Consider the following 8,012-nt stretch of genomic DNA (forward strand, 5'->3'; position numbering starts at 1 on the left):
CGATCCGCGCGCACCTGCCGCTATGCAGCAAGAAATGCTCAAATGGGGCTACCCCAAAGATGAATACGTAGAGAACGGACATTGGTCGCCGCAGGTATACGTACGGGAAGTACGCCGCCTGGTGGGCGACTACGTCATGACCCAGGCCAACTGCCAGGGGAAAGAGGTGGTCAAAGACGGCGTGGGCATGGCCGCCTACACCATGGATTCGCACAATATTCAGCGGATTGTGGTGAACGGACAGGTCAAGAACGAAGGCAATGTGGAAGTGGGCGGCTTTGGCCCCTACCCCATTGCTTACCGGTCACTAACGCCCAAACAATCGGAATGCGAAAACCTGTTGGTAGCAGTTTGTGTCTCAAGTTCCCATACCGCCTTTGGATCCATAAGAATGGAACCGGTTTTTATGATTTTGGGCCAGTCTGCTGCCACTGCCGCAGCTTTGGCAATAGATGAAAATCTTCCTGTTCAGGATTTGCCTTATGAAAAATTACAGGAAAAACTGAAAGCAGACGGACAGGTGATGGTGTTGGAGGAAAAGTTGTAGATTGGTTTAAATCAGAAAGATTACAGGAAGTTTATTTGTTGAGACAAAATATATGATCTAAATTAAAAGATCATGTAAACACCTGACCCAAAATCTCTTGCTATTGTATTTTTGCTTTTAATCGGATCGGCCACATTGTCTTGCTTTGGCATTTCCGATAAGGAAAAAGAGAAAACAGACTCACCCAATATCATCGTGATATTTGCGGACGATCTGGGCTATGGAGACCTGGGGGTCTTCGGTCACCCCAGCTACAAAACACCTAACTTAGACATGATGGCCTTTGAGGGACAAAAATGGACGAATTTTTATGTGGCCGCCCCGGTATGTACGCCCAGCCGTGCAGGCCTGCTTACGGGCAGGTTGCCCATTCGGTCCGGTATGAGCAGTGACAAAAGAAGGGTATTGTTTCCTGACTCCAACGGTGGGCTTCCCCAAACAGAGATCACCATTGCCAAGGCCTTAAAGGTGAATGGTTACCAAACTGCCGCGGTGGGCAAATGGCACCTGGGACACCAGTCACCATACCTTCCCACCGACCATGGTTTTGATAGCTATTTTGGAATACCCTATTCCAATGACATGGACAAAGTGGAGAAAACAGACCACTTTACCTTGGCCGAAAATGAAAGATTTCAGGCCTACAATGTGCCGATTTTAAGGGATGACAAAGAAGTCGAAAGGCCTGCCGACCAAAGAACCATCACCAAGCGCTATACCGAAGAGGTAGTAGAAAAAATCCATAGTCTAAAAGATAATGGCCCGTTCTTCATTTACCTGGCCCATTCCCTGCCCCATATACCCTTGTTCCGTTCCGAGGAATTCAAAGACGTTTCCGTAGGAGGAATTTATGGAGATGTGATAGAAGAAATCGACTGGTCGGTAGGGCAAATTTTGGAAACCTTAAAGCAGGAAGGGTTAGCTGAAAATACGTTGGTAGTATTTACTTCAGACAACGGTCCTTGGCATACTTTCAAAACCCATGGAGGAACAGCGGGCCTCCTGAGGGGTGCCAAAGGAGGAACCTTTGAAGGGGGCATGCGTGTGCCAACAATTTTTTGGTGGCCTGGAAACATCCGACCGGCAGTGGTGACGGACATGGGAACCACCATGGATTTAATGCCCACCTTTTGTGCCCTTTCAGGTACCAAACTTCCCGAAGACCGGATATATGATGGTTATGATATTACACCGTTGTTGATGGGAACAGGCGAGGGAATTAGAGAGACGGTCTTCTATTACCATGGACAGCAGGTTTATGCTATCCGCAACGGCAACTATAAAGCCCATTTCATCACCCAGTTGGAATATGGCAACCCAACAGCCCATCCGGTCACCAATCCTCCGGTTCCCTTGGAAAGTAATGCCACCATATTGGATGAGCCTTTGCTGTATAATGTGAATGTGGATCCGGGAGAAAGGTTCAATATAGCCGCAGATCACCCTGAGGTGATATTAGAAATCAGGAAGATATTGGCACAGCACAAAGCCAGTTTGGTGCCGGTGGAAAACCAACTTGAAAAATAATTTAATTTCCAACCAGTTATTAACCTAATTGAACTTAATCCTATATGAAAAATCCCCTCCTCATTTCATCATTTTTCTTATTCCTGTTAATTTTTGGTTGTTCTCGAGAAGGATCGGAAGAATCCAATACCTACGATGTGGTCATCTATGGGGCCAACTCAGCAGGGGTCATTGCTGCTTACACGGCTAAGACCATGGGTAAATCAGTAATCCTGATAGAGCCAGGTAACCATATGGGAGGCTTGACTACGGGTGGTTTGGGTTATACGGATATAGGAAATAAATATGCAGTGACCGGTCTGTCAAGGGATTTTTATAGGAGATTAGGCAAACACTATGGCAAACTCGAACAGTGGATCTTCGAACCCAGTGTGGCCAAATCTGTTTTTCAGGACTATCTTGATAGGGCAGGTATCAAAGTTCATTATGAACATCAACTGATCAATGTGGAGAAACAGGATGGATACATCAGGGAAATCGAACTTGAAAATGTTGCAGATACCGCATCATCTAAGCTTAAAGTAAAAGGTAAAATGTTTGTCGACGCCACCTATGAAGGAGATTTGATGGCTAAGTCCGGAGTGACCTACACGGTAGGAAGGGAACCCAATGCACAATATGGAGAAACCTACAATGGGGTGCAGTTGATGAATGGACATCAATTCCCTAATGGTGTGGATCCATACCGAAAAAAAGGTGATCCTGACAGCGGATTGCTATGGGGCATTAGCGAGCATCAATTGGAACAGGACGGAACTGGAGACGATAAAGTTCAGGCCTATAATTTTAGAATATGTCTAACAAACAATCCAGCCAACCGGATTGAAATCACCCGACCTAAAGGTTATGATTCCACGATGTTTGAACTTTTGGTCAGGGTTTTTGAAGCCCAACCGGACATGAGAAAAATAAATGAATATTTTATCTGGAGCAAAATGCCAAACCAAAAAACGGATATCAACAACAGAGGGGCATTTTCTACAGATATGATCGGGATGAATTATGAATATCCTCAAGCTGATTATAAGAAGAGAAAGCAAATAGTGAAAAACCATGAATTTTATACCAAATCCCTCCTTTATTTCTACAAAACTGATCCAAGGGTTCCCAAGGAACTTCAGGATTTTGTTCAGGAATGGGGCTATCCAAAAGATGAGTATGCTGAAAACGGGAATTGGTCTCCCCAATTGTATGTCAGAGAGGTGCGAAGAATGGTGGGGGAATATGTGATGACTGAGGCCAACTGTGTGGGCACTGAAGTGGTGGAAGACGGTGTAGGAATGGCGGCCTATACCATGGACTCCCACAATATCCAAAGGGTAGTGATCGAAAAGGACGGTAAAAAAATGGTGAAAAACGAAGGGAATGTGGAGATAGGAGGTTTTGGTCCTTACCCCATTGCATACAGGTCCCTGATTCCCAAAAAGGAGGAAGTTAAAAATCTTTTTGTTCCAGCAGCACTTTCTGCCAGTCACATCGCCTTTGGCTCAATCCGGATGGAACCGGTATTTATGGTATTGGCACAGTCTTCTGCAGTGGCTGCTTGTCTGGCGATTGATCAAAATATTTCAGTTCATGAGGTAAATGTCAAGGAACTGCAAAAAATCCTGAAAGAAAATCCACTGGCTGATGGAGGCACTGCTGAGATTTTGGTGGACAACGATGATGCTGAAAGTGTGCAGATCAAAGGGAATTGGGAACGGCAGACCTATGGGGGATATGGTCCCAGTTTTCTAAAAGATTTATCCAAAGGGACGGAAGACAATTCGGTTCGATTTGTGCCTAACATCAAAGAACCGGGAATGTATGATGCCTATATTTATTTTTCTAGAACCAAGGAGGTAAGCAATCAAACCAATGTCATTCTTTTTGACGGAAATACAGAAAAAGAAATCATGGTCAAAGAGGAAGATATCAGGGTAGAAGGGCAGACTTCTGGCGAATGGGTTTATTTAGGACAATACGAATTGTCTGAGGGTAAAGAAGCTTTTGTTGAAATATCAAGTAAAGGTGCTGATGGAATCGTGGTGGCTGATGCAGTTCTTTTTGTTCCCAGAAAATAAAACCAATATGATAAAATTCACCAACCACTCACTTCTTTCAATTATTCTTTTGGCAATAGGGATAACCTATTCCTGCCAAACTGTTCATAACGAAACCACCGATAGCAAACTTCCCAATATCATCCTTTTGATGGGAGATGACCAAGGATGGGATGAAGTGGGCTACAATGGACATCCTTATTTGCAAACCCCTGTGTTGGACGAAATGGCGGCTACAGGATTAAGGATGGACCGCTTTTACTCTGCCTCACCGGTTTGGCAGCAGTCTGTCTTGGAGAGTTTGATGGGAAATGATTATTGAACCAACTCCACAATTGTATTGAACCTTTGGCACCGACTTTGTTTTATTTCTTTGAAAGAAAACAAACTAATATGGAAATTTTTATCGGTGTTGCTATTGTGGGTTTTTTGATTGCGGTGATTTTTTTGCCAATAGTATATTTTACAAGGAGAAGTTCAGATATCAGACTGTTGGGAGATAACATGGAATTTCATTATCCAATGCGGAAAAAGAAAATCAACCTCAACCAAGACTTGAAAGGTTGGAACATTCAGGAAGCGAATTTCCTCTGGATAGGTAAGGTGTATTCGATTAACATTGAGCTTGAAAGTGGTAAGTGGCACCACGTGAACACGCGGTTCAACAGAGAAACTTTTGAGAAAATTTATACATACTTAAATACCACTTATTCCGACAGAAGGAAAAAGGACTTGAAATAGAACTTACAAGACATCTTCTTTACTTGTTTCCAAAAACTGCTATCACTGGAAAATGATCAGACAGTCTTTCTGTTTCCCCATAATTGATAATTTCAGCATGGATTATTTTATCCTCAAAATATGGACTGACCATAATGTAATCGATTCTTTTTTGATAGGTAGCTTTTTCAGCGGGATCCATTTCGCCTGTTACCAATGGGGTAGGAAAGGATTTTAATTTGGCTTCGGGAACATTTGGCCTGACCACGTCAATGAGCGGCAGGGACAGGAATTTTGCCATCACACTATAATCTATAGAATTATTTCTAAGATTGATAAAGGCTTCTTTACCTTTTTCTACCAACCGAACACTATCGGCTTTTCGGGCTAAAAGAAGCTCTGAAGGATTGGTACTATCAAAATTGATATCAAAAGGACTATGGGCATTGAAATCCCCCAACACCATATACTTTTCCTGACCGGTTTGCATCAGCACATTTTCTATATATGCTGAAAGCAATTCCGCTTCCCTTCTTCTAAACTGCCAATCTTGAGGACTTAGATGAACCACTAAAAAATCAATTCCCCATGTTTGGGCATGTAGCATACCGTGCCACATCCCGCCGATTATTTTGGTTTTCAGTACCAAGGGTGTTTTGGAGGTAATGCCGATTGGATAACCATCTTCTTTGAGCAATATGGAAAAAGGATGTCCCCATTGTGAAGCAAGCTCCTGTAGTTTTTCGGGAGTGAAACCATTCAGTTCCTGAAAACCGATCACATCGGCATCCTGTTCCTGCAGCCATTTGACCATGGCCTCTTCCCTTTCCTTGTCTTTTCCCCAATCAAACCCATTCCAGATATTGTAACTCATCACTTTGATTTCGTCAGTTTGCGCTAATACCGGGATATTTAATGAAAATGCAATCAGGAGAAAAAGCATATTCTTGTTCATAGCTTTTTGGATGATTTGTTAGATTAGATTATAGGTATTGAAATTAAAGATAAGGACTTGTTTTAGTAAATAGAGAATAAATCTTCTGTTATGTTTCCATTTGGTAAAATAAGGATTGGACAAAGTCTTGTTTAATGTTAGATTGTATCAAAATCATTTTTCATATCAAAGAAACATTTACAATCAAAACAATAAACAAATGGATGTAAAGAGAAATCACAAAATAGTCGGGAGAAGAGAGGTGCTAAAGGGATTGGGCTTCGGGTCAGCAGTAGGGGCTTTAGGGATATTTGGAGGAATATCAGATGTATCTGCCAAGGAAATGAAAGAAACCCCATCCTACTCAAATGGAATGGCACCTATCACCATCAAGAGTGTAAAAGCCATTACAACAAGACCAAGTGGCTCAAACCTGATTGTTGTAAAGGTTGAAACTTCCGAACCGGGTCTATACGGTTATGGATGTGCTACTTTTACCCAAAGGGCTTTTGCAGTGCTACCGGCAATAGAATACTTGAATGAATTTTGCGAAGGAAAAGACGTGGACAATATTGAAGATATGTGGCAGTCAGCTTATGTAAGTTCTTATTGGCGAAATGGCCCTGTGCTGAACAATGCATTAAGTGGCCTGGATCAGGCATTATGGGATATAAAAGGAAAACGAGCCAATATGCCGGTGTACCAATTGCTGGGTGGGAAATGTCGTTTTGCCATCCCATGCTATGCCCATGCCAACGGGAAGACTGCCGAAGAGGTGGCTTCTGATGTGCAAAAATTCATGGATCAAGGCTACAAATATGTCCGAATCCAGCAGGGGGGATATGGAGGTGCGGGGATTTCGGGGACACCGGATTTTAAAAAAGCGGGATTTGCAAAAGAAACAGATGGGTATATGGATCAGAGGGTTTATCTCCAATCTGTTCCTAAAATGTTTGAAGTGGTCAGAAAAGTCTGTGGGGCTGAAGTGGAACTTCTACATGATATCCATGAAAGGGTCAGGCCTATTGATGCCATTAATCTCATCAAGAATGTGGAACAATATGATCCCTTTTTTATAGAAGACCCCTTTTCTCCTGAAAACATGGAATGGTTCAAACAACTCCGGGCAACCACCTCAGTACCCATCGCCATGGGGGAATTATTCAACAATGTCAATGAATTCAAAAATCCCATGGTCAATCATTGGTTTGATTATATCAGGATACACGTTTCCCAAATAGGCGGTTTGACACCTGCGATGAAAGTTGCCCGACTTGGGGAATTTTATGGAATTGACACCGCTTGGCATGGACCCGGAGACGTATCACCTGTTGGTCATGCAGCCCAAGCCCATATGGACTATGCCATTTGGAATTTTGGCATACAGGAAGCCGCCCAATTTTCAGATCAATTAAGAGAGGTTTTTCCCGGTTGCCCGACCATGAACAATGGCTATATGTCCGTCAATGAAGCCCCGGGATTTGGTGTGGAAGTCAATGAAAAATTGGCAGCCAAATACCCCATGACCACCAAATCAAGCTGGACAATCCGAAAAGCAGACGGGACGATTATCAAGCCATGAGGGGTTATTTGAACCTTTTTATTGTTTAGAATTGAACATAGGTAAGGTGTTCCAGGGAGGGGAGACGTCCTTCGGTCTATTTTAAATGGTCCGTCCCTATGGGACTTTGGTTTGACTTCTATTTACCTTAACCATGGGTTAAAACCCATGGCTATAAAATCGGTTGTCCCTAAGGGACTATTTAAGTACTTTTCGGGTGATACCAAGTGCCAGAGGCAAGAAAGATATAATAGCCACCGGTTTCAACCAGTGGATCTCAGGAGTTGACATTGTGGAAAGTCCCGTAGGGATGAACGATATTTATCGACCTTGATTTTCATTATCCGATGGATCAAAAATGTACCTTGGCATGTTAATTGGAAACTAGTTCAACTAAATCACGTTGTAATCGTTTCCAATTAAGTACCAATGAACATCAAAATGAATATTTCAAAATTTTACCATTTCACATTCTTAATACTTTTATTATTTAATTTTTCCTGCTTTCAGGAAATGGAAAATGATGATCAAGATCAAGAGCCAGTCGATCAAGGGCCAATTATATTAAAAGAAGCTTTCCCTAGCCTTACCTTTAACAGACCTGTTGATTTCCAACATGTAGGTGATAGGATTTTCATTGTGGAGCAAAGAGGAGTAATATCTGTTTTTCAAAATGACAGC

Annotated in this window: 6 protein-coding genes and 1 pseudogene; 6 read left to right on the forward strand and 1 reads right to left on the reverse strand. The window is 42.5% G+C overall.

Annotated features, from left to right (window positions below):
* The 5 genes and pseudogenes from ACEW8U_RS14710 to ACEW8U_RS14730 all read left to right on the forward strand — a co-directional run.
* Positions 1–514 (forward strand): annotated as a pseudogene (locus ACEW8U_RS14710) (FAD-dependent oxidoreductase); the annotation flags it as partial.
* 144 nt (positions 515–658) lie between these two features.
* Complete coding sequence (locus ACEW8U_RS14715) at positions 659–2,074, forward strand: sulfatase (protein ID WP_373522809.1); 1,416 nt, start codon at positions 659–661, stop codon at positions 2,072–2,074.
* A 44-nt stretch (positions 2,075–2,118) separates the two neighbouring features.
* Positions 2,119–4,137, forward strand: coding sequence for an FAD-dependent oxidoreductase (locus ACEW8U_RS14720; RefSeq protein ID WP_373522810.1), 2,019 nt, complete (start codon positions 2,119–2,121; stop codon positions 4,135–4,137).
* A gap of 7 nt (positions 4,138–4,144) precedes the next feature.
* Positions 4,145–4,438: a sulfatase-like hydrolase/transferase gene (locus ACEW8U_RS14725; RefSeq protein ID WP_373522811.1), complete on the forward strand. Its 294-nt coding sequence runs from the start codon at positions 4,145–4,147 to the stop codon at positions 4,436–4,438.
* Positions 4,439–4,509: 71 nt separating this feature from the next.
* The gene (locus tag ACEW8U_RS14730) at positions 4,510–4,857 is read left to right on the forward strand and encodes a hypothetical protein (protein ID WP_373522812.1); all 348 of its coding nucleotides are present in this window, start codon (positions 4,510–4,512) and stop codon (positions 4,855–4,857) included.
* A 19-nt stretch (positions 4,858–4,876) separates the two neighbouring features.
* Here ACEW8U_RS14730 and ACEW8U_RS14735 read toward each other — a convergent pair whose 3' ends face one another.
* A complete protein-coding gene (locus tag ACEW8U_RS14735) occupies positions 4,877–5,791 on the reverse strand; it encodes an endonuclease/exonuclease/phosphatase family protein (protein WP_373522813.1) in 915 nt (304 codons plus the stop codon).
* 199 nt (positions 5,792–5,990) lie between these two features.
* Here ACEW8U_RS14735 and ACEW8U_RS14740 point away from each other — a divergent pair, with 199 nt between their 5' ends.
* The gene (locus tag ACEW8U_RS14740; protein WP_373522814.1) at positions 5,991–7,352 is read left to right on the forward strand and encodes an enolase C-terminal domain-like protein; all 1,362 of its coding nucleotides are present in this window, start codon (positions 5,991–5,993) and stop codon (positions 7,350–7,352) included.
* The last annotated feature ends 660 nt before the right edge of the window (positions 7,353–8,012 follow it).

It is taken from the genome of Aquiflexum sp. (assembly GCF_041751335.1).
In the GTDB taxonomy this organism is placed as follows: domain Bacteria; phylum Bacteroidota; class Bacteroidia; order Cytophagales; family Cyclobacteriaceae; genus Aquiflexum.

Bases quoted from the DNA above. Each gene is read 5' to 3' on its own strand.
- ACEW8U_RS14720 (WP_373522810.1), top strand. From the start codon at position 2,119: ATGAAAAATCCCCTCCTCATTTCATCATTTTTCTTATTCCTGTTAATT.
- ACEW8U_RS14735 (WP_373522813.1), bottom strand. From the start codon at position 5,791: ATGAACAAGAATATGCTTTTTCTCCTGATTGCATTTTCATTAAATATC.
- ACEW8U_RS14725 (WP_373522811.1), top strand. From the start codon at position 4,145: ATGATAAAATTCACCAACCACTCACTTCTTTCAATTATTCTTTTGGCA.
- ACEW8U_RS14740 (WP_373522814.1), top strand. From the start codon at position 5,991: ATGGATGTAAAGAGAAATCACAAAATAGTCGGGAGAAGAGAGGTGCTA.
- ACEW8U_RS14730 (WP_373522812.1), top strand. From the start codon at position 4,510: ATGGAAATTTTTATCGGTGTTGCTATTGTGGGTTTTTTGATTGCGGTG.